General features: G+C 46.8%; 18 protein-coding genes. 15 read left to right on the forward strand and 3 right to left on the reverse strand.

Features of this window, described 5'->3' with window-relative positions; genetic code table 11:
• Positions 1-90 precede the first annotated feature (90 nt).
• From VIS94_13665 to VIS94_13675, 3 genes are read left to right on the forward strand one after another with little or no spacing between them, the layout of a single operon-like run.
• Positions 91-1,407 carry an aminotransferase class I/II-fold pyridoxal phosphate-dependent enzyme gene (locus VIS94_13665; GenBank protein ID HEY9162119.1) on the forward strand — a complete coding sequence of 439 codons (1,317 nt, stop codon included), beginning with the start codon at positions 91-93 and terminating at the stop codon, positions 1,405-1,407.
• A complete protein-coding gene (locus VIS94_13670; GenBank protein ID HEY9162120.1) occupies positions 1,404-2,759 on the forward strand; it encodes a pyridoxal phosphate-dependent aminotransferase in 1,356 nt (451 codons plus the stop codon). Before VIS94_13665 ends, VIS94_13670 begins: the two co-directional genes overlap by 4 nt.
• Before the next feature lies 1 nt (position 2,760).
• On the forward strand, positions 2,761-3,339 hold the full coding sequence (locus VIS94_13675; GenBank protein ID HEY9162121.1) for a VOC family protein: 579 nt from the start codon (positions 2,761-2,763) through the stop codon (positions 3,337-3,339).
• A 38-nt stretch (positions 3,340-3,377) separates the two neighbouring features.
• Here the strand turns inward: VIS94_13675 and VIS94_13680 are convergent, their stop codons facing one another.
• From VIS94_13680 to VIS94_13690, 3 genes are all read right to left on the reverse strand, one after another.
• A complete protein-coding gene (locus VIS94_13680) occupies positions 3,378-4,535 on the reverse strand; it encodes a DUF2804 domain-containing protein (protein HEY9162122.1) in 1,158 nt (385 codons plus the stop codon).
• A 74-nt stretch (positions 4,536-4,609) separates the two neighbouring features.
• Positions 4,610-5,665 (reverse strand): pyridoxal-phosphate dependent enzyme, encoded by a 1,056-nt coding sequence (locus VIS94_13685; protein HEY9162123.1) that lies wholly within the window; start codon positions 5,663-5,665, stop codon positions 4,610-4,612.
• On the reverse strand, positions 5,658-7,010 hold the full coding sequence (locus VIS94_13690; protein ID HEY9162124.1) for an APC family permease: 1,353 nt from the start codon (positions 7,008-7,010) through the stop codon (positions 5,658-5,660). The genes VIS94_13685 and VIS94_13690 overlap by 8 nt, the downstream gene beginning before the upstream one ends.
• A gap of 134 nt (positions 7,011-7,144) precedes the next feature.
• Between VIS94_13690 and VIS94_13695 the strand changes: the two genes are divergently transcribed.
• The 12 genes from VIS94_13695 to VIS94_13750 all read left to right on the forward strand — a co-directional run bounded on the left by VIS94_13695 (position 7,145) and on the right by VIS94_13750 (position 23,438).
• Complete coding sequence (locus VIS94_13695; protein ID HEY9162125.1) at positions 7,145-7,702, forward strand: hydrolase; 558 nt, start codon at positions 7,145-7,147, stop codon at positions 7,700-7,702.
• A 24-nt stretch (positions 7,703-7,726) separates the two neighbouring features.
• Entirely contained in the window at positions 7,727-9,655 is a 1,929-nt protein-coding gene (locus VIS94_13700; protein ID HEY9162126.1) for an aldehyde ferredoxin oxidoreductase family protein, read from the forward strand.
• 254 nt (positions 9,656-9,909) lie between these two features.
• On the forward strand, positions 9,910-10,758 hold the full coding sequence (gene rpsB / locus VIS94_13705; protein HEY9162127.1) for a 30S ribosomal protein S2: 849 nt from the start codon (positions 9,910-9,912) through the stop codon (positions 10,756-10,758).
• Between the two features lie 27 nt (positions 10,759-10,785).
• Positions 10,786-11,385: a translation elongation factor Ts gene (gene tsf / locus VIS94_13710; protein ID HEY9162128.1), complete on the forward strand. Its 600-nt coding sequence runs from the start codon at positions 10,786-10,788 to the stop codon at positions 11,383-11,385.
• Positions 11,386-12,105: a UMP kinase gene (gene pyrH, locus VIS94_13715; protein HEY9162129.1), complete on the forward strand. Its 720-nt coding sequence runs from the start codon at positions 11,386-11,388 to the stop codon at positions 12,103-12,105. It abuts the gene before it with no gap.
• Positions 12,105-12,662, forward strand: coding sequence for a ribosome recycling factor (frr, locus tag VIS94_13720; protein ID HEY9162130.1), 558 nt, complete (start codon positions 12,105-12,107; stop codon positions 12,660-12,662). The genes pyrH and frr overlap by 1 nt, the downstream gene beginning before the upstream one ends.
• 80 nt (positions 12,663-12,742) lie before the next feature.
• Complete coding sequence (locus VIS94_13725; GenBank protein HEY9162131.1) at positions 12,743-13,258, forward strand: hypothetical protein; 516 nt, start codon at positions 12,743-12,745, stop codon at positions 13,256-13,258.
• Positions 13,259-13,271: 13 nt separating this feature from the next.
• The gene (locus tag VIS94_13730; protein ID HEY9162132.1) at positions 13,272-14,780 is read left to right on the forward strand and encodes a HEAT repeat domain-containing protein; all 1,509 of its coding nucleotides are present in this window, start codon (positions 13,272-13,274) and stop codon (positions 14,778-14,780) included.
• A gap of 244 nt (positions 14,781-15,024) precedes the next feature.
• Positions 15,025-18,582 carry a GAF domain-containing protein gene (locus VIS94_13735; protein HEY9162133.1) on the forward strand — a complete coding sequence of 1,186 codons (3,558 nt, stop codon included), beginning with the start codon at positions 15,025-15,027 and terminating at the stop codon, positions 18,580-18,582.
• 164 nt (positions 18,583-18,746) lie between these two features.
• Positions 18,747-19,193: a large-conductance mechanosensitive channel protein MscL gene (gene mscL, locus VIS94_13740; GenBank protein HEY9162134.1), complete on the forward strand. Its 447-nt coding sequence runs from the start codon at positions 18,747-18,749 to the stop codon at positions 19,191-19,193.
• Positions 19,194-19,228: 35 nt separating this feature from the next.
• On the forward strand, positions 19,229-19,711 hold the full coding sequence (locus tag VIS94_13745) for an OsmC family protein (protein ID HEY9162135.1): 483 nt from the start codon (positions 19,229-19,231) through the stop codon (positions 19,709-19,711).
• Positions 19,712-19,871: 160 nt separating this feature from the next.
• Entirely contained in the window at positions 19,872-23,438 is a 3,567-nt protein-coding gene (locus VIS94_13750; GenBank protein HEY9162136.1) for a PAS domain S-box protein, read from the forward strand.
• Positions 23,439-23,587 lie beyond the last annotated feature (149 nt).

Genomic DNA, 23,587 nt, shown 5'->3' on the forward strand with positions numbered 1-23,587 from the left:
CGTTCAATGGCCTTGACTGTGCTTCGGATGCCTTTACTATTTAAACAGGTGCAATTTTTGTGATTATTTTTAACTGGAGGTGGTGCCTTGATGGAATTTTCAGTTTCCGGCTCACAAGAAAAAGATGATCATACCGGACTAACAAGAAACGCCTTTTTCAAGGCAACAGGGTTGGCCGTTCTCGGTATTCTTTCAGGATGCAGCGGAAGATCAACAGACACCTATCCGGCGTCTGAAAATTATCACACGTCGGCATTTTCAAAATCAGAAGGAACCGAAGAAACAGTGTTGGATCTTTCTTCAAATATCAATCCATGGGGACCCGCACCTGTTGCTCTTTCAGCCATGAAAGAGCAACTATATCGCAATGTGAGCCTTTCTGGCATCAACCGTTACCCTGATTTCATGAGCCTGAATATCAGAGCCAGCGCTGCAAAACTCAACCGTGTATCACCGTTAAATATCGTTCCTATTTGCGGCATCTCTGAAGCGGTCAATATACTTTCTGATGCATATCTTGATGAAGGGGACGAGGTTATCACAACAGACCCTGCATTTTTTCTCATGGAACAGAAAGCCCTTTTGCAGAAGGCTTCTGTTGTAAAAGTGCCATTGATGAAAGACCACAGAACCGACCTCGATGCAATCATTAAAAGAATATCAAAAAAAACTAAGCTCATATATCTGATGAATCCACATAATCCCTGCGGGACGATCATCAAAGACAATGAACTTGAAAATTTCATGACAAAGCTTGCGGCAGTAAACCTTTTGAGAAAAACAAAGGTTATTGCAGTTCTCGATCAGGCATATGGCGATTACGTCGTCGACCCTGATTATGGCAAAACACTTACCGGTTATATTTCTTTTAATCCAATGGTCGTACTTCGTACCGCATCCTTCGCCTATGGCATGGCGGGCTTGAGATGCGGCTATGCCATTGCAAGAAGAGACATCGCAGCAGAAATGGACGGGAGCCTGCTGTATTATATAAATTCTGCGCTTAACAGCGATGCCATCTCAAGAATCACACCGGGCCACAAGGGATGGAAACACCCCGAGGGTAACATAAACCGGCTTGCGGAATCGGGCATGATAGCAGCACTTGATCACGGACAGGACCATATAAGAAAGGTCAGAACGAAAAACAGGGAGAGCCTCGAATGGCTTTACAATGAGCTTGAGTTATCAGGCATAGATTTCATTCCATCTCAGAGCAATTTCCTCTTGATCGATCTGGGAAAGAGAACAGGCGTTGAAATAAAGAAAAAGCTGGGCACGATGGACATCTCGGTGCGCTCTGGCGATGAGTTTCATGCCGGATACTCAAACTTCATCAGGGTCTCAATCGGAACCAAAGATCAGATGGCTGTCTTTATTCAGGCCCTGAGAGAGGTGCTGCAGTGAAACCCTCTCTGCTCTCAATTGATATTACAAGGAGGGATTTTTTCAGGTACGGTGTGACAGCCGCCTCTCTGGTTGCAGCCGGATTTGCAGGCAGAGGCAGGGCCAATGCCTTTCCGCCTGACTGCATTTCGGATAATTTCACACGCATGTGTTATCACGAAAATCCTGTGGGGCCGCACCCTGCGGTTTATGAAAGCCTTGCAGGACTTTTATCTTCAGACAGTCCGAGCCGCTATCCTGATGACATTGAGATGGAAGAACTCAAGAACGCCGTCCTGAAATACAACCGGGTGTACGGCATTCTCGGCACCGAGAATATCGGACTTACAGTCGGCTCGACTGAAGCTCTCATGATGTGTGCCTATTCACTTCTCAACGAAAACACCGCAGTTCTCACCGAATGGCCGACATACGGCATATTCTTCACCCGTGTTGAACAGACTGGCTCCAGGATAATCAAAGTCCCGCTCCTTAAGCAACCGGACGGAAGCTATCTTCCTGATCTTGAAACCATGAAGAAAAAACTTGATGAAGACCCTTCTATAAGGATTGTTCATTTCAATCTGATAAACAACCCCATGGGGTCATACATGAAAAAGCCTGTATTTGATGCCTTTGTCATGCATGTAAACGATAACTTCCCCGACGTGGTCATAATAGCAGATGATTCAGACCCCGAGTTCAGGGAGCGCATCACGGATGATGAGTTTCCAAAACCTCTTGAACACGTCATTGCAGGAAGAAACGTCATTCATGTACAGACCTTTTCGCACATTTTCGGAATAACAGGTCTGAGGCTTGGCTATTATATCGCGCCGGCACGTATTGCGGAAAGGCTCGAGACCAAACGTATATACAGGGGTGTAAACATATCTGCAGTTACCGGCGGAATGGCCAGCATGCAAAATGCAGGAGAGCAGATAGAAAGATCGTATGTTAACAACCATGAAGGCAGGCTCTGGCTTTATTCACAGTTTGAGCGGATGGGAATACCATATCTAAGGTCCCACGGTTCATACATAATGCTTGATACAGGCATTCAAAGCTCAATCGTTTACATCCTCATGGCGGCCCAGGGTGTGATGATACGCCAAGGCAGCGAATGGGGACTTGATACATGGATTCGCGTAAACCCCGGGATGCATCCGGTTGAAAACGAAATTTTCATAAAGGCCCTTAAAAACATACGCATTGATTCAAAATCCTCGCTGTCACTGAAGGATGTCCTCAACACAGCCGAGGGAAAACAGGGGCTGAAAAACGGTTATGAAAACGGAATGCTTCCTGATATGATATCCCTCGATGAAAATGAAAGGATGACGGTTTTAAAAAATCTCCTCTCCGGGGGGTAATATGATCAAACGGATCGATCATGTATCAATTGCAGTAAAAGACTTTGAAAAGGCGAGGAAGTTTTTTGAAGACATCCTCGGGGCAATACCGGGCAGCCATGCAACGGATGATTCGATGAAATACAAATGGCATATCTTTTCCGCAGGCGACCTGAGCAGACTGGAAATCATATCACCCACGGGGCAAGGGAGTTTTCTAGACGGCTTTCTGAAAGACCGGGAGGGCGGCGTTCATCACATTACATTTCAGACATCGGATATTAATAAAGCGAAGGCCGCTCTCGATGCAGCAGGCATCCCCTATTTCGGAGAAAATGTATACCCCGGAGGAATATGGAAGGAACTGTTCATCCACCCCAGAGATGCATTCGGCGTGCTTGTTCAGATTGCAGAATTCGCGCCCGACGACTGGCTGGCACCTGAGCTGTGTATGTCTGGAGGCCAGAAGTTCGAAGTTTCCGAGTCACCCGACGGTTGTTCGATATGCTTTGCGCACCCGGGCGGCGGAAAAGTCAGTCTTGAATTGAGCGATGACGAAGCGCAGTTGTTGATCGACAGGCTGAAACGTGCGATAACCTAGAACGAACCAAAGGAATGCAAGGCTTCAGCGTTCTGCAATCACCATTTCTGGAAGCAATGTTCGGCAAAGCCCAATATGTCTTTGACCTTGAGAACGGTCCCGTCGTCAAGCACGACCGTTCCGCTCATCCTGCCCCTGGGCTGTATGGTTTTCATGTAATAGAACCCGAGGTTTATAAACTGCGAGTGGTCATAATCGCATTCCATCGTTATATCGAACCTGTTGTCATCGCTCTTGAAATGCCACGGCTGCATGATGTCGTCCGGGTTATAGTCCCATTTGATCGGGCCCATCTTGTGGACAACACCGTCATAGACTATTGCACTGGCCTGAAAACGCGATGCGTTCTCTTCACCCCATCCGAAGTTGAAACCGAGCACCTTGCCTTCCACCTCGCCTGACGCCACGGCCCAGCCCCACTCGAATTCTTTCGGCCATACCCCCCTGCCCCAGTCGAGAACGGCATATGAATCCTTTTCATCAAAGACATACTTTTTGCCCTTGATGGTCACGCTTCCCGAAGCCCTCTTGGCAAAGACCTTGTCCGTATAGAAGAAGCTCAGCCCTTTCTCGTCAAAAGGCGCGGCAGTTGCCAGGGAGTCATCGGCCGGATCGTCCTGTATCTTCATCTCTCCAGTTATTTCCGGCCCGAAAATGGCGGATTTGGGGAAATCAAAGGTAAGCTTCTTGATGCCGTCCTTATATGTAAATGCGGAATATACGCCGCCCTTATCGAATACGTTGTCTTCATATGGGTTAAGCGGCGGCGTCAATGCATCGGTGTTAAAGAGGATGCGCATGTTGGAAAAAGTTTCACCGGTTTTATAGTCAACCAGCGATACTGTTATCAGAACCATCCACGTGATATCCGCCATGGTGATTTCAAAGCTGTAATCGGAATTGTAGACATTATAGAAATCCCATTCCTTAAGCCTTTTCTGCTGGTCTTTCGTGAGGTTTTCCCTGTTGTATATCATGAGCGGATGGCGGGCCCACCCCCATGCGGCCAGTGTCCCGTCATCATTGAGCAGAGGCGTTTTTCCGGTAATTTCCCAATCATTATGCAGAACGACCTTTTCATTCTGACCCTCTGACTGTTCCGTTGCTTGAGCGGCGGAATCGTCACCACCTGAACTGCTGCAACCGCAAATCATTAATACTGCGATCAGTATCGCCGCATATAGCAAATTTTTCATATCATGCCTCCTCATCTGCAAAATCAATTTATATATGCCGGGCATGCCCAACCATACCGGATTAGTATAACACATTATTCATTTATAAAAAACCCGGGTAAAGGGTCGGGCAGCAAATGATAATCTACTGATGCAGCCTTTTCAGTAAGATCCGCCGAGTTATACGTATGCCAGTAAAGAATCTTCCTGCCAGCGTATTCATTTGATTCGAGCATGTCCAGAACCGCCGCAAAGGTCTTGCCTGTGTAGGTTGGTTCGAGACTTAAACCTTCGTTTTCTTTCATCACCCCGATTGCCTTCATCCCTTCGGGTGTAGGATAGCCGTATCCTTCGCCGAAATATGAACCTATTACCTCGTACCGGCTTTGATCTATCGTAAGATTTATACCAGCAAGCTTTAACGTCTGATTCATGAGCGATGTCACTGTCTCTTTTGTGCATGCCCTGAAAGGCCCCAGATGTGATGCCGTGACCCTTACACCGATAACCCGGCTTCTGATCCCGGCAAGCTGAACCCCCAGAGACAATCCCGCCATTGTTCCGTTTGATCCGAGAGGGCATACGATTATGTCGGGTTCAGGCATCGCCCCTTGCTCTATCTGCGTTTTGAGTTCGAACGCCGCATTCACGAAACCGAGCGTGCCGATTGGTGAAGAACCGCCTGCAAAGAGCGAATACGCCTTTCCTTGCCTGAAATGCTGGACTACAAAAAGATGAAAAAGGGCATTCATTATACTGCGGGCATAAACCATCTCGGCATGGTATTTATAAAACATCAGCATGTTGCGCTTGACGTATTCATTAACCGGCTGCTTGAATAGAACTAACGTGCATTTAAGTCCGAGCCTTTTTGCAAATACCGCAGTGGCCAGTCCGTGATTGGTGCCGATGCCTCCCATCGTGATTATGCGGTCACAGCCATTTTTTATAACATCTGCAAGCACGAATTCAAGTTTTCTCACCTTGTTGCCGCCATACTCAGTAGAGGTTTTGTCGTCCCGTTTTATCCATAACCTTCCCTGCCCTATCTTCTCTGCATGCTGAACGGGAGTTGGAAAATCGCCGAGTGCAATCCAGGGAAACTTTGCCTCGAGTTCGGGATATGATTCAAAAATTACGGGTTTATTCATAAAGGTCGTTTCTCCCTTTGATATCTTCGATATTCATTCCCTTCTTCAGGAGGCTTAACTTTCTCAATTCATAATAAATGACACCGCTTACTGCGAATAGAAGGAAAAAGACAATCTTTCGCCAGTCTTTGAGGTCAACCAGAATTATCAGACAAAAAAACGCCACCATGACGAATCCGATGACAGGGCACAGCCACAGCCAGATACCCTTGAGCTTGAAATAGGCCTTTTCATACGCTTCGGGATATAGCCTTGGCAGCCTCATGGAAGCTATCATCACAGGCACGAAGATTATCATGCCGCCAAGTGATGAATATGCAGCGAGCGTTTCAATGGGGAGTTTCAGAGCCACACCGAGCACGGAAAATATCCATATGACAGCCAGCAGCACATGTGCTGTGCCGAACCTTTTATTGACAATACCCATCCATGAGGGTGCTATGCCGTCTTTTACAATCATGAAAAGACTCTTTGTCCCCACCATAAAGAGTGCGTTGAGCGTGGTCAGGATTGCAAGAATAGCCCCGCATGATATGAAGAATATAAAACCCGCATAACCGCAAACTGATTTACTGACAACACCGAGCGGGTCTTTGATGCAGGATATCTGGCTAAATGGCAGAGCACCTGTTGTTGCAATGGCGACCATGAGATAAAGAATCATTACAATTGGAAAGGCAATGAAAAGTGCCCTGGGAATCACCTTGCCGGGGTCCTTAATTTCGCCGCCGAGTTCGATTATCCCGTTTGACCCCAGGTAGGTGAATGTAAGAAGCGCAGTTCCCAGGAGAAGTTTTCCTATACCCTTGTCGAACATGCCCGCAAAATTTTCCGGATGAAAATTCTCAATCCCCCTGATTCCGAAAAAGACCATCGCCGCGATAAGGAGAAGAACCATCACACCCTGGATCCATGCGGCAAGTTCGATTCCGAGCAGGTTGATTATAAAGAAAAACGTAAGGAGGCTGATAGCTACAATTTCTATGTTCAGATCCGGCATAAAGAGCGATGCATATTTTGCACAGCTTACCGCATAAAGCGGAATCTGGCCGAAAAAAGATGCGAGGATATAAATCCAGATTCCAGTAAAAGCAAGCCTTGGCGATACCATCCGGCTTGGATATTTATAGTTTGCGCCTGTGCATGGTATTGCCGAACCGAGCATTGCTACCGGCAGCATGGTTATTATTACAGGGATGATTGCCAGTGCGTATGCAACAGGCAGCGCCGCCCCCGTAATTCCGAGAACGATTTCGGTGAATACGAATACTCCGCCGCCTATTGTAAAGCCGATGGCAATAAATGTTACCGTAGGAAGACCAAGTACACGCTTAAGTTCGGGCATCATAATCTCCTGAAATTTCATCCGTATTTATTTGAACAAATTGTTATATGCACTATCAGGCAATGCCGGGTCAATTTATATCTTTTTTGCAGGCAGTTAATATAATATGATAACAACAATCTTTCGGAGGCAATATGAATAAATTTTTTATAAGGCCAGAGGATACGGCCCTTCTGGTAATAGACATCCAGGAAAGGCTCTATGCCGTAATGGAAAAAGAGCTTAAGCCTGCACTCGTCAAGAATAATGCCATCCTTACAAGGACAGCCCAAACTTTCGATATGCCCGTTGTCGTTTCAGAACAGTACCCAAAAGGGCTGGGGCCGACCATTACCGAAATGGCTGAACTTTTAAGCGGCATACCCAAGATTGAAAAGCTCTGTTTCAGCTGCTTCAAAGATGAACCCTTGAAGAAGGCCATCGTTGATGCAGAAAGAAAGAATATCGTCATTACCGGCATTGAAACGCATGTCTGCGTGCTTCAGACCGTTCTTGACCTGCTTGATGCCGGCTACAACCCGGTCGTGGCATCAGATGCTGTCCTGTCAAGAAATGCTTCAGACAGGCTCGCTGCAATCCAGGCCATGAGGGATGCGGGCGCAGTAATCTATCCGACGGAAACCATAAGCTTCATGCTTCTTGAAAAGGCCGGGACGCCTGAATTCAGGCAGCTGTCGCCGCTTTTCAAATGAAGCCGCAATACAAGGAGGTCTGAAATGGGAAAAGGATTTATGGGCAAGGTTCTCTGGGTCGATCTGACCTCAGGTGAAATCAGTGAAGAGATTATCCCCGAAACCACTTACGAAAAATATCTGGCCGGACTCGGGCTTGGAGCCCATATCTGCTATGAGAGGATCCCGGCAGGTGCGGATGCTCTCGGCCCTGACAATATACTGGGTATACTGCCCGGACTGTTAACCGGTACCGGCAGCATCTTTTCCGGCAGGTGGATGGTGGTCGGCAAGTCGCCTCTTACCGGCGGATGGGGAGACGCTAATTGCGGCGGCACATTCGCACCATCCATAAAACGTTCGGGATATGACGGCATATTTTTTAAAGGTATCAGCGAAAAGCCTGTGTATCTTTATGTGAAAGACGGCCAGGCGGAGCTTAAAGACGCTTCCCACTACTGGGGCAAAGATACGGTCGAAGCTGAAGAAGAACTGATCGAAGCACACGGTAAAAACGCTAAGGTTGCATTGATAGGCCCGGCCGGTGAAAGGCTGTCACTTATTGCAGGCGTATGCAATGACAGGGGAAGGATTGCGGCCCGTTCCGGGCTTGGCGCAGTCATGGGATCGAAGAGGCTCAAGGCGGTCGTGCTCGACGGCAGGAAGCGCATCGAAGTCAGCAACAAATCCCTGATGAAAAGTCTGACTGAAAAGAGCATGAAATTCATCAATCTTAAGATGCCCCTTCCCGGCGGATGGTTCCTTCCTCTGGTCGGAGCCTTTATGCGCATAATGCCGACACAGATGATGCAGGATGGATTCCTGTTCAAGCAGCTGCTGGCAAAATGGGGAACAATTTTTCAAAACCAGTATTCGCTTGAAGCCGGTGACTCTCCAGTTAAGAACTGGAAAGGAAGCCTTGTCGATTTCAACAGGGAAAAGTCAAGCAGAACAGGTGCCGATCTGATAATTAACCGGGAGAAGAACAAATATCACTGCTATTCATGTCCGCTAGGATGCGGCGGAATCTGCTCCATGACAGGCAGATACAGTGAGACGCACAAACCTGAATATGAAACCGTTCTTGCCCTTGGCGGACTTCTGATGAATGACGACCTTGAGAGCATTTTCTACCTGAACGAATACCTGAACCGTGCGGGAATGGATTCAATTTCAGCTGGCGGCACGATTGCGTTCGCCATGGAATGTTTTGAAAAAGGGATTCTTTCAGGAGATGACCTGGGAGGTCTTGATCTTTCGTGGGGAAACAGCGGTTCCATAATAAAACTCGCAGAGATGATGGTAGAGCGCAAAGGCATGGGCGATATCCTGGCCGACGGTTCCAAAAAGGCTGCCGAGAGAATCGGCAAAGGCAGCTCGGAGTATGCAATCACGGCAGGCGGACAGGAACTCCCGATGCACGACAGCAGGAATGACCCGGGCTATGCCCTTCATTACAGCGCAGAACCTACACCGGGCAGGCATACGATAGGCTCGCAGCTGGCTTATGAAATGTATCAGCTCTGGAAAAGGGTATCAGGCATGCCCAGACCGATACCTCTCTACCATAAAAATTCAAAATACATAGCAGATGAGAGAAAGGCAAAGATGGCAAAGGCGTGCAGCGATTATATGAATGTAATAAACGCAAGCGGCCTGTGCTGGTTCGGCGCAATGATGGGATGCACAAGGGTTCCTGCATTCGACTGGCTGAACGCGGCGACCGGCTGGAACAGGTCGGCGGATGAATACATGAAAATCGGTGCCGTTATTCAATCAACCAAACAGGCGTTTAATGTTAAACACGGAATAGATCCGGTCTCGTTCAGGATAAAAGACCGTTGTGCAGGCATCCCCAAACTCACGGAAGGAGCGAACAAAGGTCGTACAGTGGATATTGACAAGCTTATGAACGACTACTGGAAAGAATATGGCTGGGATGATAGAGGCAGGCCTTCTGTCAATAATTTGTAAGCAGCAGATTCAGGCACTGACTTATATAAGAGGACAGGTTCAATTCCATCGGTAAAGGCGCAGTGTTTTTCTCGACTTTGAGGCTCTGCGCCTATCATTTTAAAAGTACAGCAAAAAGACCTTGAAACACAAAAACTTGTGTGTTAAATGGCTTGCTCTATAACACACGCCCGGCTTTAATACAGGTTTCACGGTGTCCGGTGACGGATGGGAATCTGTTGGGGCGGAGGAGAAAAAAACCAAAAGGAGGCATTATGCCGGCAGTAAGTATGAAGCAGCTCCTGGAAGCAGGGGTCCATTTCGGACATCAGACACCACGTTGGAACCCGTTGATGAAACCGTATATTTTCGGTGCACGCAACGGCATTCACATCATTGACCTTCAAAAAACGGAAAAGCTCTTTGACACGGCCTGCGAGTTCATCAAATCCGCCACGGCAAACGGCGGAAAAGTACTCATGGTTGGTACAAAGAAGCAGGCGCAGGATGCAATCGAGGAAGAATCACAGAGGTGCAATGCATTCTATGTCAACCACAGGTGGCTGGGCGGAACCCTGACAAACTTTTCTACAATAAGGAAGAGCATTGAAAAGCTGAAATGGCTTGAGATGATTATCGATAATAACACCATCAACAACTATCCCAAAAAAGAACAGATCAGCATGAAAAGACACAAGATGAAACTTGACAGATCATTGTCGGGTATAAAGATGATGGAAAAGCTGCCATCGGTACTTTTCATCGTTGATCCGTCCAGAGAATATATTGCAGTACGAGAAGCCAGAAGGCTCAATATACCGATAGTGGCAATTGTCGATACAAACTGCGACCCTTCATTGATAGATTATGTAATCCCGGGCAACGATGATGCCATCAGGGCGATCAGATTGTTTACTTCAAAGATTGCCGATTCCATACTCGAGGGTTCCTCAATGTTCGATGAAAAGCTCCAGGGTATGGCACCCGAAGAAAAAGCTGAATTCACTGCAACACCCGAAGAGAAAAAGAGAAAGAAGAAAGACCGCAGTGAAGACATTACCGAGGGCGTGGAAATCATTGTTAAAGAAGAAACTGCTGAAGAGGTTTACGCTGACGAGGCGTAATAGAAGATTAATATCCGGAGGCGTTTAATGGAAATAACATCGGAAATAGTAATGAAACTGAGAAACAAGACGGGCGTCGGCATGATGGACTGCAAAAAAGCGCTTGTCGAGACGAACGGCGATTTCGAGAAGGCAGTTGAAATTCTCAGGAAAAAAGGAATGGAAGTAGCTACGAAACGTGCAGGCAAAACGGCATCACAGGGGACAGTGACAAGTTACATTCATCTGGGCGGCAAAATGGGCGTGCTTCTAGAAGTCAACTGTGAGAGCGATTTTGTTGCAAAAGGAGAAGCCTTCCAGACATTCGTGAAAGACGTATCAATGCATATAGCAGCTGCTAAACCGCTATGGGTAAGCAGAGATGATGTGCCGGCAAATATTCTCGAGAAAGAAAAGGCCATATTGAAAGACCAGGCGCTTGCCACGGGAAAGCCCGAAAAGGTTGTTGAAAAAATAGTCGAAGGCAAAATAAGCAAATTCTATTCAGAAAACTGTCTGCTTGAGCAGCTCTTTGTAAAAGATACCGACAGGACTATACAGCAGTATCTTGACGAACTTATCGGAAAAACAGGTGAGAAATGCGTTGTAAGGCGCTTTGCTCGCTTCGAACTGGGTGAAGAACTTTAAGTGCATAAAAGAATAAAACGCATACTATTAAAGCTCAGCGGGGAAGCCCTTTCAGGAACCAGGGGTAACGGTTTCGACCCCGATGCCGTCTCTCTGATGGCAGAGGGCGTTAAGGATGCATGTGACATCGGTGCCCAGGTGGGAGTGGTGATCGGAGGCGGAAATATATTCAGGGGCGCTGATGCCTCTTCATTTGTCTCCGACAGGGTCAGCGCTGACACGATGGGAATGCTTGCCACAATTATTAATGCACTGGCCCTTAAAGAGGCCCTCAGCAAAACGGGAGTCGAAGCCAGAGTTCTGACTGCGATCGAGATGCCCAAAGTTGCACAAACAATGACAAAGACCCTTGCCCTTGAACACCTTAATGCTGGCAGAGTCGTTATATTCGGGGGCGGTACCGGAAATCCCTTTTTTACCACTGACACCAATGCCGCACTCAGAGCGCTCGAAATAGAGGCGGACTTGCTTATCAAGGCAACGAAGGTTGACGGAATTTATGACAAGGACCCTGTAAAGCACAGTGATGCAAATTTTTTGAAGGATATCGATTACGATGAGGCCCTTTCTAAGAACCTTGGAGTTATGGATGCGACTGCGATCGCCCTGTGCAGGGAAAACGACCTTCCCATCAGGGTTATAAACATCAGGGTTCCGGGAAATATAGCCAGAGTGATCAGGGGAGAAGCTATAGGCTCTGTAGTAAGGAGGAGGAATTGATGATAAAAGAAGTTTTGGATGATGTAAAAAATGACATGACCAAAGCCGTTGATTCCATGAAACACGGGCTTACAAAGATCAGAACCGGCAGGGCGTCAATAAGCCTTCTGGACGGCTTGATGGCCGATTATTACGGAACCGCTACACCCATAAACCAGCTTGCCACTCTTTCCACACCGGAACCAAGGCTTATAGCGGTTCAACCCTGGGACAAAGGTGCTTTCCAGCCTATTGAAAAGGCAATCTTAAAAAGCGAGCTCGGGCTGACACCTCAGAATGACGGCAAGATAATAAGAATCCCAATTCCGCCTCTGAACGAGGAAAGAAGGCGTGACCTGGTTAAACTGGTTAAGAAAATGGGTGAAGATTTCAAGGTCGAGATCAGAAATTACAGGAGAGACGGCAACGCTCTCCTGAAAGAGATGGAGAAGGAAAAAGAGATCAGCAAGGACGAGCTGGCGAAAGGCCAGGAAGATATTCAGACGCTTACAGATGATTACATTAAAAAGATTGACGTCCTGATGATGGAAAAAGAACGAGAAATAATGGAGATATAGCCTGGCAATTTCAGGTCTAAACAAAAACGGATACGAGAGGAACAACTATTATGGAAAATCTTAATTTTGGAGGACAATGCATGAGTTATCAGCAGGAAAAGCCCGAACTGGCAAGATTTATGATGTACTTCAAACCCTCCACACTGGGGGAAATAAGAGTGCTTTCCCGCATGCTCAACATAGCCATGGTTGACTTTGTCTCCGCATCAATGGATGCTTATATCTTTGCCCGGGAGTTCGAAATGGGAACACCGATACCGCCCAGGGACAATGAGAGGTTCATTGGCCCGAGGGGCGAACTTGCAGGCAGAAGAATCCGTTACGTCATGAGGCTCAACAAAGATCTGGTTGAAAAAATACGCGATATCGCTTTTATGGACAACCGCAGGTTTACAAATATCTGTGATGAGGTTCTTTCAAATTTTATTGCATACACCAAGGATGCAAAGAACTTCAATGACGTATGGCTTGCCAGATCCGATGTCGAAGCGGTAAGAGGCAGGAAAGGAGCAAGGGCCGGTCAGACAGTTGCGGAGCTTCTCGACAGTTTCAAGGCCAATATAATATCTGCCGGAAGTTCAAGAAAGACAGCTTGAACTCGTTCCATTTATGGTGCTTAAACTCCCCGGCTCCGAGCTGAAAAAGACGGACATCAACCGTCTTCTTGCAGCTACCGTAGCCGGCGGGCTTTCTTTAGCGCTTTTTTATACGATATTCGGTTTCATCTTCTGCAGACATCATGCTGTCCGCATCTCAGCCGAGATGTCCCTATTCGCTGCAAACCATATGACTACGGTAATAAGACCTGATGATCCCTATCTGACATCCTTCATACACCAGTTTGCAAGCGGCTCGTTTTTCGGCCTCACACTCGGTCTTCTGATAGGAATCGTTGCAGCTGCGGCAGGAATAGTAATATTTTTTACCGCAGGCAGCCATGCTTTCTCCCGGATAATTCAGGCCGGGCTGATTGCTGCTGTAGCCGCGTTTGCAATTGTATCCGGATACAGCAGGGAACTGCCTTATGTCTCGGTAATCTTCGGGATATTTTCACCGGCGGTTTTTTTCATTCCATGGCTCTTGATAACGAACAACTCTAAAGATAAAACAAATTCGTATGTTTCTTGGTTCGTGTTTTTTATTGTGCTGTGCGTTCCTCTTTTATTATTGAAAACCCAGTCTTTCGAACTTATCCGTGATGCAATGGTTGAAACCCCCATACTGAGGGACATAAACAGTTTCTACTACAACCACACATTTCTTGCCGCTGATGTAATAAAGCCACTTAAATTCAGAACACAAAACGCCGTATCAGTATCAAGCAGAATCGGCGAAATAACTGAACTGCCCCACGGAAGCCTGTTTATAAAAACCGATAACCCATGCGCAGTGAACGGGGCAGTAATCGCCGCTTCAGATGAAAAGCTTCCCTGCAGATCCGTTGTCCTGAGCAGCGGAGCCGGAATTGTAACTGCGGACAGAATACTGAAAGATGCGACTGGAGACCCGAACAAGGCCTTGAGAAACGGAATAGGAACCTTTCTGAAGGGGCCTATTGTCATGGTTCCTGTTATTATTCTGGGATGGGCATCATTCGGCTTGGCATCTCTTTTCAGGAGAAAGCCTCTTGCCGCTATCATTGTTATCCTCTGTTACCTGATGGTGTTTATTCCGGGATTTTATCAGACATACCTAAAGAGAACCCTGTATGCCGATTCATCAAAAATTCACGAATACGCATCCTCCTCAAACCCTTCAAAGAGATATCTCAGCCTTATCTACATGCTCGATAAAAATGTCGTGCACACAGACGGACTGTATCCCGACGAGCTCAGAGCCCTTGCAGGAGACTCACGTGCCAGCACAAGACTTAATGCACTTGTCCTGGCGGGAGAACTCAGGGATCCTCAATTCTCAGACCTTGCAAGGATTTCCTTGAATGACTCACAGCTCAATGTCAGGACTAAAGCCTGCTGGGCCATCGGAAGGTTCGGTCTGCCTGATGCGGCATCCGCTCTTGAAGGGGTTATCAATAATGATCCTTCCTGGTATGTCAGGGATTATGCCTATATGGCCATGTCTAAATTCAAGCACGAGGCAAAAATAGTTCTCAAATGAACCTGATCTGCAGCAGTTGTTTCAGATGATTTCGGAAACAGGTTTTCTCGTTTTTTCTGAATCAGGTTAATTTAAAGTTTTATAGATAAATTCCGATAAAAATTATAAATCGATTATTTAACGGAGTTAACTCCATGTTAGAATATTCAGGTGACAGCGGAATATTAACAAATAACTTCCGTTGCAGAATTGTTCATAACGAATAAAGAGGCCATATGGTGCTGGCCAGAAAGGAAAGCGCCTTATGATCTACCTTGAACTGATTTTCAACCTGAGTTTACTGATAGCCTTAAGCATTGTATCCGGCTTTATCGGCAAGCGCCGGATCAGACATTCAATCCTGGAAAAACTCTTACAGGGCGCTATATTTGGCGGGGCCGCCATGCTGGGAATGCTTCATCCCATGAACCTGGGTCCTGGTCTTATCTTTGACGGCCGGTCGATCATGTTAAGCCTCTGTGCCATGTTTTTCGGCCCATGGGCCGCAGGTACAGCCGCTGCCATGACGATTTGCCTTCGTCTGTTTCTGGGCGGCACAGGTATGATTACCGGCTCACTTACGATTATCTCGTCTGCCGTGATCGGCCTCATTGCCTATTACAAATTCAAACCTGAAATGAAGGCTCCATCTGTCTGGAATCTCTTCCTTTTCGGCATTGTTGTCCATGTTGCTATGCTTGCCATAATGTTCACATTACCGGGTGGTGCTGGATTTGACGTAGTGAAACGCATCGGCCTGCCCGTGATCCTGCTCTACCCGCTTGCGACAATTCTTGCAGGCAAGATTTTATCTGATCACATAAAATCCGAACAGATTTTAGCAGCGCTTGAGCGCAGGAATCGTGAAATGCAGGCCATAGGGAACTGTAACAGGATTCTTTTGCAAGCTGATAATGAACAGGAACTGCTTGATGAGATTTGCCGTATAATCTGCGACGAAGCAGGCTATCGTATGGCCTGGGTGGGAAAGCCCGAAAACAATGCAGCCAAATCGGTGCGGCCAATAGCCTGGGCAGGGATTGAGAATAATTATCTTTCAACCGTTAATATTACATGGGCAGACACAGAGTACGGACAGGGCCCAACCGGGACAGCTGTCCGTACGGGAAAAACCTCATACATCCAGGATTTCATGAAAGATACAAAGGCATCCCCCTGGAGAGAAAACGCTCTGAAGCGCGGTTATCGCTCCAGTATCGCACTGCCTCTCAAGGACGAAACATCAAAAATCATTGGTGTGCTTAATATCTATTCCACAGTACCGGATGCATTTATTCCTTCCGAGATACAACTTCTGGAGGGCCTTGCGGAAAATCTGGCTTTCGGTATCGTAACGCTACGGACACGCGCGGAACGGGATATTGCAGAGCAAGCGCTGAACCGGAGCGAAGAAAAATATAGAAATTTTTTCATGACATCCCGGGACTGCGTTTTTATAACATCTTTCGAGGGCAAGTGGATTGATTTTAACGATTCGGCAATAGAAATGTTCGGTTATGAGAATAGAGAAGAGCTTATGAAGGTTCCGATCCGTGAACTGTACAGCAACCCTAATGAGCGTTCAGGCTTTCTAAAGAAAATAATTGAAAAAGGGTATGTTGAGGAAAGACCTTTCATAATGAAGAAGGGGGATGGAACAGTTTTCAATGCCCTGATCACGGCAACCGTGGTCAAAAAGAAAAACGGTTCAGCTGACATGTTTGTTGGAACCATCAGGGACATCACCAGGCGTAAACAGGAAGAAGAGGCTAGACGTCTTTCAGAGCTGAATCTGAAAACCTTTCTTAACACAACATCAGATATGGCTTTTCTGAAAGATGAATATTATCGTCATATATTCGCCAACCTTGCCTTGCAGAATTTTTTTAAAAAGGAGCTTTCTGAAATAATCGGCAGAACTGATTTTGATCTGATGTCCGCCGCTGCTGCTGAAACATGCAGGGAATCGGATCAAAAGGCGCTTGAGGAAAACAAGGCCGTTACCACCGAAGAGGTAATAGGGGAACATTATTATGAAACCGTTAAATTTCCCGTGAAGCTCGGAGAAGGTCAGGTAGGTATTGGAGGTTTCATCCGCGAAATAACCGAACGCAAAAGCTTTGAGAAAAAAATACTTCAGTCCGAACAGAGAAAGACCATTATCAACAGAATCGCCGGCATCTTTCTTTCAAGTCCCGATGAAGAGATATATGGTGAAATCCTTGCTGTAATTCTCAGCGCACTGAAGAGTAAATCCGGCTTTTTCGGATATATTGAGGAAAACGGAGACCTTGTCATTACGGCTCAGGCCGATAGTAAATGTGAAGAATTTGCTGAAACTGAAAAATCGTTAGTTTATCCTCCTGATACATGGAAGGAGAATCTCTGGGGAAAAACTCTCACGGAAAAGATTTCCTTCTTGTCCAACAGCCCGTTTCCTGTGCATGAAGGTTATAAAAAGATATTCAACTACATCACGGTACCTTTAACTTTCGGCAGCAGCGCAATAGGGACGATTTCAGTCGCCAACAGCGAAAAGGGTTATACATATGATGATCAAGTGTTTCTGGAGGAAATCGCCGGTTTCGTTTCGCCCATAATAAACGCAAGACTGCAGAGAGACCGCCAGGAAAGAATTCGCAGAAATGCCGAGGCCGAGCGTGAGAGCTATCATTCGCAGCTTCTTCAGGCGCAGAAGATGGAGTCGGTCGGCAGACTGGCCGGTGGAGTAGCCCATGATTTCAATAATATGCTGGGTGTCATTATCGGCCATACGGAAATACTACTGGAACAGGTTGATCCCGCCCTGCCGATATTTGCAAACCTTCAGGAAATCCGCAAAGCCGCCGGACGCTCTGTTGACCTCACAAGACAGCTCCTGGCCTTTGCCCGCAAACAGTCAATCGCTCCCAGATCGCTGGATATCAACACGACCGTCGAAGGCATTCTCAAGATGCTGCGGCGCATGATAGGAGAAGACATAAACCTCGTATGGCTGCCGGGTAAAAATGTGTGGCCGGTCAAGATCGACCCTTCCCAGATTGACCAGATACTGGCCAACCTCTGCGTTAATGCACGCGACGCCATCACCGGTGTGGGTAAAATTACCATTGAAACACAATCGGTGACATTTGACGAATCATACTGTACAAACCACCCGGAGTATACCGCAGGAGATTATGTGATGCTGGCCGTAACTGACGACGGCTGCGGCATGAGCGAAGAGACACTGGAAAAAGTTTTCGAGCCGTATTTCACCACCAAGGATATCGGCAAAGGAACTGGGCTCGGGCTTGCAACGGTTTACGGCATCGTAAAGCAGAACGAAGGATACATAAATGTCTTCAGCATTCCCGGCCAGGGTACTTCTTTCAGGATATATCTTCCCAGGTACAAGGCAATCACAGAACAACACACAAAAGAAGATCATACGGCTCCCAATATGCATGGTCATGAGACCCTGCTGGTTGTGGAGGATGAGCCGTCAATCCTGGACATGGTAAAGATCATACTCGAGGGTCTGGGATATCAGGTCCTGACTGCATCGTCACCGAGTGAAGCGATCAGTGTAGCAAAGGAACATTTCGGAAAGATACATCTGCTTGTAACCGATGTAGTTATGCCGGAAATGAACGGCCGTGACCTGGCAAAAGAACTGGTTTCCCATTACCCTGAGATGAAGCTTCTTTATATGTCTGGCTATGCAGGCGATATCGTTTCTCTTCACGGAGTACTGGTTGAGCGAGTAAATTTCATACAGAAGCCTTTTTCGAGACAAACCCTTGCGGCAAAGGTGCGAGAAGCACTTGACAATAAGCAGTAAAAGGCGAATCAACAAAGTACCGGATTAATCGAACCAGGGCCGCAGTCGTGTAAACCGCGGCAGAGGACTATGGTAAGGGTTCTCATCAAGACCGCACTCCTTATGACCCTTTTCTATTAAAGTTAGGATGAAGCTTAAGAAATCTTGAAACAGGAGGTGCAGTAATGCTTAAGGAATTCAAGGAATTTGCGATAAAGGGAAATGCCATGGACATGGCGGTCGGAATCATAATAGGCGCCGCCTTCGGTGCAATCGTCAAATCGCTGGTCGACGACATCATCATGCCGCCTATAGGCCTGCTGCTTGGAAATGTCGATTTCTCTGACCTGTTCATCGTCCTGAAGGCAGGCAAGGATGCAGCGGCAACCTATGCTACCCTTGCCCAGGCAAAGGCGGCCGGAGCCGTCACGCTGAACTACGGCGCATTCATAAATGTCATAGTTTCTTTCCTTATAATATCGTTCGCAGTTTTTCTTCTGGTGAAGGCCATGAACAAATTCAGGAAGGCCGCCGAAACTACAACAAGAGACTGCCCCTATTGTCTGTCTGTTATCCCCAAAAAGGCTAACAAATGCAGCCATTGCAGTTCCGAGGTCAAGCCTGTTGATTAGATGAATTTAAGGAATTCAGGCAAAGGGATGATTTCATGTCCGGACAGATCGAAGAGGTAAAGGTCAATCTTATAGATCAAAAGGTTAAATTCAGGGGTGAGTCGGTATCGAATCCTGACACACCTGTTATCTTTGACTATATTCCTCCAGTGGGAGACGGTGAAGGGTATAATGGGCTCGAATTGCTGCTCATGAGCCTCAGCGGTTGCAGCGCCACAGCTGTTGTTTTTCTGTTGAGAAAAATGGGGAAAACCGTTTCAGGTTTTGAGGTCAAGGCAAAAGGAATAAAAACGGAACAGCCGCCACTGAAATTTGAAAGGATTTTTCTGGAATTCGTTCTAAAATCATATGACGCAAGAGACGTGGACATGCAAAAGACCATGAAGCTTGCCGAAGAATCAGTCTGCCCTGTCTGGCAGATGATAAAGAACAATGTTGAAGTCGTCCCTGAATATAAGATCATTACTGAGGTTCATAGTAAAGAACACCACAAATCCGTTAAGCCTGAAATCGCATGATCATGACCGGCTTGTTTGCCGGAGTATAATATAAAATAAGCAGTCCACTTGTATTTTATAAAGGTTTCATTAATTTTAAGATATTCAATTATTGGAACGATTCACCCGAACCCGGCTTGCTGTACACTATTCAGGCATGGAGAATCAGGAGGTGGAGTCCATGGAAACCCGGGATAAAACCAAAATAAATGCCGATGCTGGAAATAAATCCTTAGAATACCCTGAAAGAAAGCCACAAATTCTTTCCATATGGTTTGTCCCCGCCCTTTTGCAATGTGCGCTCATTATTATTTCCCTGACTGTTCTCTGGCTCATTCAAAAAAACATCGACACCTCAAAGCAGAATCAAATCGTTAATAATGTTGAATCAACAGCGGAAAGCATACGTTTGAGGCTTAAGGGAAACCAGGAGTATCTACTTATGCTTGCATCAGACCGATCAGAGGGAGCCTTGAATTCCCAATCTTTTCAGGAACGTGCCTCCCAATATGTTGCCGACCACCCGGAAATGATATGCATTAACTGGGTGGATGCAACTTATACCATTACCGATGTGGCGCCTATCGCCCCCAATAAACAGATAGTAGGATTGCGGCTTAAACTGCCCGAACCGAAACGCGCCTCAAGGCTGGCCATGAAAACACGGCAACCTGTCTATACACATCCGTTTGTAGTTATTCAGGGCGACCTTGCTTATGAGTTATGGGTTCCGGTTTTTCATGATGGCGTATTTCTTGGATTATTCGGCGGCATATATTCCTATGAAAAGACTCTGCGTTTTCTTCTCAGTCCTCAAATTTTCAAGACATACAATGTCAGTCTGGTGGATGTCTCAGGAAAAGTTCTTCTGGAGATGCCTCCAACAAAATCCGTGGATGATAAACTGGTTCACCGCACCCCCCTTATCCTGCCCGAAAACGGGGCACTGCTGCAGTTTAAAGGATACGGTCCCGGGGTGCTTGAGCGCAGTTTGTTTTTACTGGAAATCCTCTGCTTGTCATTAGCATCCGGTATAGCCTATGTAATGTGGAGACTCAGACGTGAAAATGAAGCGAGCAAAAAATCTCAAGAAGCCTTGCGCAATTCCTATGACTATATTCAGCAACTTATTTCGTCTGCAAATGTGATGATCATCGGCCTTGATTCGGCTGGCACAGTAAAGATGTTCAACAAAGCTGCTGAGAAAATTACCGGTTATACTATTAAGGAAGTCTCAGGCATCAACTGGTTTGAAAAGATTGTTCCCCAAAACCGCTATGCGTATGTATGGGAGACATTCAAGAACTATCAACAAAAAACCGGCGCCATGCCGATTACTTTTGAAAACCCGATCCTTACAAAATCAGGTGAGGAGCGGTTTATTTCCTGGCAGAACAGTACAATCTCCACCCCTGGTGCTGAAATATCCACTATTTCATTCGGCATAGACATCACTGAACACAAACTGGCCGAAGAAGCACTACGCGAAAGTGAGGAAAAATTTGCCGCCACCTTTCATGCGTCACCTAACTTAATAGCAATAACACGGATGGCTGACGGTAAGATTATAGATGTCAACGAGGGCTACACAAAACTGTTGGGTTATTCGCGCGACGAATCCATCGGGAAGACCACGGCGGAACTTTCCATCTGGACCAATCCTGCGGACCGCGCAACATTGGTCGGTGGATTGAAAATTTTCGGCGAAATTCACGATTTCGAGACTACACTCCGGCGCAAAGACGGCACCATTGTCACGGTCCTTGACTCCGCAAAGGTTATTGAACTTAAGGGTGAGAAGTACTTCATCTCGGTTACGCATGACATCACCGAACGCAAGCTGGCAGAGGCGGAGACTATCCGGGCTAAGGAGGAATGGGAGCAGACCTTTGATGCAACTCCCGATCTGATTGCATTGATCGGTGTAGACCATCGTATAGTCCGTGCTAACAGGGCCATGACGGAAAGATTGGGGTGTACACAGGAACAGGCGGTGGGTCTTTTGTGCTGGGAAGTCGTACACGGTCTTCAAGCGCCCCCGGATTTCTGCCCGCTTTCAAGAATGCTGGACAGTGGTAAAGAGGAGCGTTCTGAAGTTAATGAACCGCGTCTGGGGGGCGTCTTTGATGTGAGTGCAACTCCCCTTTACGACAAAGCCGGACATCTAATCGGCAGTGTCCATGTCGCACGTGATATCACCGAACGTAAACGGACGGAAGCGGCGCTGCATTTCAGAAATGTCCTGTTGTCCAACCAGCAGGAAGCCTCTATTGACGGAATCCTCGTGGTCGATGAGGATGCTCATATCCTATTGAATAACCGCCGGTTTGTCGAAATGTGGAACATTCCGCCGGAGTTGGTCGAGAAAAAGGACGATGAACCTGTTTTGCGGTTTGTTACTGACAAGGTGGCGGATTCCCGGACGTTTCTCCAGCGTGTTCAGTATCTCTATGAGCACCGGCGGGAAACCGGATCGGATAAAATCAATCTTAAGGACGGCCGCACTTTCGACCGATATTCAGCGCCTATGTTCGGACCCGACGATCAATACTATGGTCGCGTCTGGTATTTCCGCGACATTACCGAGAAACTTTCCATGGAGTCCCAATTCCGGCAGGCCCAGAAGATGGAGTCCATCGGACGTCTGGCCGGCGGTGTGGCCCATGACTTTAACAACATGCTAGGGGTGATTATCGGCCATGCAGAGATGGTCCTGAATAAGATGGATCAGTCCGAGCCGTTCTTTAATGACCTGCAGGAAATCCGGAAAGCCGCTGAACATTCCGCCAACCTGACACGGCAACTGCTGGCCTTTGCCCGAAAACAAATTATCATCCCCAAAGTGCTCGATTTAAACGAAACTGTCGAAGGAATTCTTAAGATACTCCGTCGATTGATAGGCGAGAATATAGATCTCGTTTGGCTGCCTGAAACAGCGATGTTGATGGTCAAGATGGACCCTTCACAGATTGATCAGATACTGGCAAATCTGTGTGTCAATGCACGTGATGCCATTTCAGGTGTAGGTAAAGTCACCATTGAAACACATTCGGTTACTTTTGAGGAGGCATTCGTCAACAATCATCCCGGTTATATCCCGGGAGATTTCGTATTGTTGAGTGTAAGTGACAATGGCTGCGGCATGGACAAGGAAACACTGGATAAAATCTTCGAGCCTTTTTTTACCACCAAGGAGTTGGGCAAAGGAACCGGCCTCGGCTTGGCAACGGTCTATGGCATAGTTAAACAGAATAATGGTTTCATCAATGTATACAGTGAACAGGGACAAGGCACATCCTTTAAAATTTATCTGCCGCGTTATGTTGTCAAGGAAGGGGAAATGGATAAGAAAAGTTTGATCGTTCAGGATGCACGAGGCTATGAGACAATTCTGCTTGTGGAGGATGAACCTTCAATCCTGAGCATAACAAAACAATTGCTTGAGGAGCTGGGGTATCATGTGCTGCCTGCTTCTGCACCGGATGAAGCAATCCTTACGGCCAAAAATCATTCCGGCAAGATCCATCTGCTTTTAACCGATATTGTTATGCCCGGAATGAATGGCCGGGACCTGGAAAATAAACTAGTATCAATTGATCCTGGAATAAAAAGCCTGTTCATGTCAGGCTATTTCGGTGTCGCTGTTGATGATCATGATATTATAGACAAAGAAGTAAATTTCATACAAAAACCATTTTCCAGGCATGATCTTGCCGCTAAAGTACGAGAAGTCCTAGATGTCAAATGATCAGTTTTAAGTCATAACGCTCCCTCAGAGAGGGAGGCTTGACGGTTATGAGCCGTCTCAAAGACGGCCGTTAGAATCTGCCCTCTTACCTCTCACTGTCCATCTTCGGCAATGTATTCCTTAACCTTTTCCAATTCAAAACCAACTGT

This window comes from Desulfomonilia bacterium (genome assembly GCA_036567785.1).
Lineage (GTDB): Bacteria > Desulfobacterota > Desulfomonilia > UBA1062 > UBA1062 > DATCTV01.

What these genes read in the sequence shown, in the direction of transcription:
- VIS94_13665 (HEY9162119.1), top strand. Translation starts at nt 91, where the DNA reads ATGGAATTTTCAGTTTCCGGCTCACAAGAAAAAGATGATCATACCGGA.
- VIS94_13675 (HEY9162121.1), top strand. Translation starts at nt 2,761, where the DNA reads ATGATCAAACGGATCGATCATGTATCAATTGCAGTAAAAGACTTTGAA.
- VIS94_13680 (HEY9162122.1), bottom strand. Translation starts at nt 4,535, where the DNA reads ATGAAAAATTTGCTATATGCGGCGATACTGATCGCAGTATTAATGATT.
- VIS94_13685 (HEY9162123.1), bottom strand. Translation starts at nt 5,665, where the DNA reads ATGAATAAACCCGTAATTTTTGAATCATATCCCGAACTCGAGGCAAAG.
- VIS94_13690 (HEY9162124.1), bottom strand. Translation starts at nt 7,010, where the DNA reads ATGCCCGAACTTAAGCGTGTACTTGGTCTTCCTACGGTAACATTTATT.
- VIS94_13695 (HEY9162125.1), top strand. Translation starts at nt 7,145, where the DNA reads ATGAATAAATTTTTTATAAGGCCAGAGGATACGGCCCTTCTGGTAATA.
- VIS94_13700 (HEY9162126.1), top strand. Translation starts at nt 7,727, where the DNA reads ATGGGAAAAGGATTTATGGGCAAGGTTCTCTGGGTCGATCTGACCTCA.
- rpsB (HEY9162127.1), top strand. Translation starts at nt 9,910, where the DNA reads ATGCCGGCAGTAAGTATGAAGCAGCTCCTGGAAGCAGGGGTCCATTTC.
- tsf (HEY9162128.1), top strand. Translation starts at nt 10,786, where the DNA reads ATGGAAATAACATCGGAAATAGTAATGAAACTGAGAAACAAGACGGGC.
- frr (HEY9162130.1), top strand. Translation starts at nt 12,105, where the DNA reads ATGATAAAAGAAGTTTTGGATGATGTAAAAAATGACATGACCAAAGCC.
- VIS94_13725 (HEY9162131.1), top strand. Translation starts at nt 12,743, where the DNA reads ATGAGTTATCAGCAGGAAAAGCCCGAACTGGCAAGATTTATGATGTAC.
- VIS94_13730 (HEY9162132.1), top strand. Translation starts at nt 13,272, where the DNA reads ATGGTGCTTAAACTCCCCGGCTCCGAGCTGAAAAAGACGGACATCAAC.
- VIS94_13735 (HEY9162133.1), top strand. Translation starts at nt 15,025, where the DNA reads ATGATCTACCTTGAACTGATTTTCAACCTGAGTTTACTGATAGCCTTA.
- mscL (HEY9162134.1), top strand. Translation starts at nt 18,747, where the DNA reads ATGCTTAAGGAATTCAAGGAATTTGCGATAAAGGGAAATGCCATGGAC.
- VIS94_13745 (HEY9162135.1), top strand. Translation starts at nt 19,229, where the DNA reads ATGTCCGGACAGATCGAAGAGGTAAAGGTCAATCTTATAGATCAAAAG.
- VIS94_13750 (HEY9162136.1), top strand. Translation starts at nt 19,872, where the DNA reads ATGGAAACCCGGGATAAAACCAAAATAAATGCCGATGCTGGAAATAAA.